We start from the raw sequence: 999 nt of genomic DNA, 5'->3' as shown, positions 1-999 counted from the left end.
GCACCTGAAGGCCGTAAGTTGCTGCGCGTTGAGGCGCGTAACGCGGCGGTCCCGGTTGAACGTAAGCCCGAGTGGATCAAGGCCAAGGTCCAGATGGGTCCTGAGTTTGTCCAGCTCAAGAACCTGGTGAAGAAGGAAGGGCTGCACACGGTCTGTGAAGAGGCCGGCTGCCCGAATATCTTCGAGTGCTGGGAAGACAAGGAAGCGACGTTCCTGATCGGCGGGTCCGAGTGCACCCGGCGGTGTGATTTCTGCCAGATCGATACCGGCAAACCGTCCCCGGTGGATATGTTCGAGCCCACCAAGGTGGCCCGGAGCGTCCAAGCGATGCAGTTGCGGTACGCCACGGTGACCGGGGTGGCCCGTGATGACCTGGCCGATGAGGGTGTCTGGTTGTACGCCGAAACGGTGAGGAAGATCCACGAACTGAACCCGGGCACGGGGGTGGAGTTGCTGATCCCTGATTTCTCCGGCAAGCCTGAGCACATCGCGGCGATCTGTGACTCCAAGCCCGAGGTCTTCGCGCATAACGTGGAGACGGTGCCGAGGATTTTCAAGCGGATCCGTCCGGCGTTCCGGTACGAGCGGTCCCTGGATGTCATCACGCAGGGCCGGGATCTGGGCATGGTGACCAAGTCCAACCTGATCCTGGGCATGGGCGAGACGCGGGAGGAAATTTCCGAGGCGCTGCGGGATCTGCACGCGGCCGGGTGTGATTTGATCACGATCACCCAGTACCTGCGCCCGTCCGAGCGGCACTTGCCGGTGGACCGGTGGGTCAAGCCGCAGGAGTTCGTGGACCTCCAGCAGGAGGCCGATGAGATCGGTTTCCTCGGTGTCATGTCGGGACCGTTGGTGCGGTCCTCGTACCGGGCCGGGCGTCTTTGGGCCACCGCGATGCGGAAGAAGGGCTGGGAAATCCCGGCCGCCCTGGCCCACATCGAGTCCTCCGGCACCACCCGCCAGGAAGCCTCCACCATCCTCGCCGCCCACGGCTAG

General features: G+C 63.8%; 1 protein-coding gene. It reads left to right on the top strand.

The window, feature by feature from the left end; all coding sequences use genetic code 11:
• Positions 1 to 999 (top strand): lipoyl synthase (gene lipA, locus GVL04_RS24055; protein ID WP_235036435.1); only part of this gene is annotated, 999 nt, incomplete at its 5' end.

Source organism: Arthrobacter sp. 18067 (genome assembly GCF_902706295.1).
In the GTDB taxonomy this organism is placed as follows: domain Bacteria; phylum Actinomycetota; class Actinomycetes; order Actinomycetales; family Micrococcaceae; genus Arthrobacter.
The sequence above is the reverse complement of the archived record's forward strand: the minus strand, read 5'-3'. Positions and strand labels throughout refer to the sequence as shown.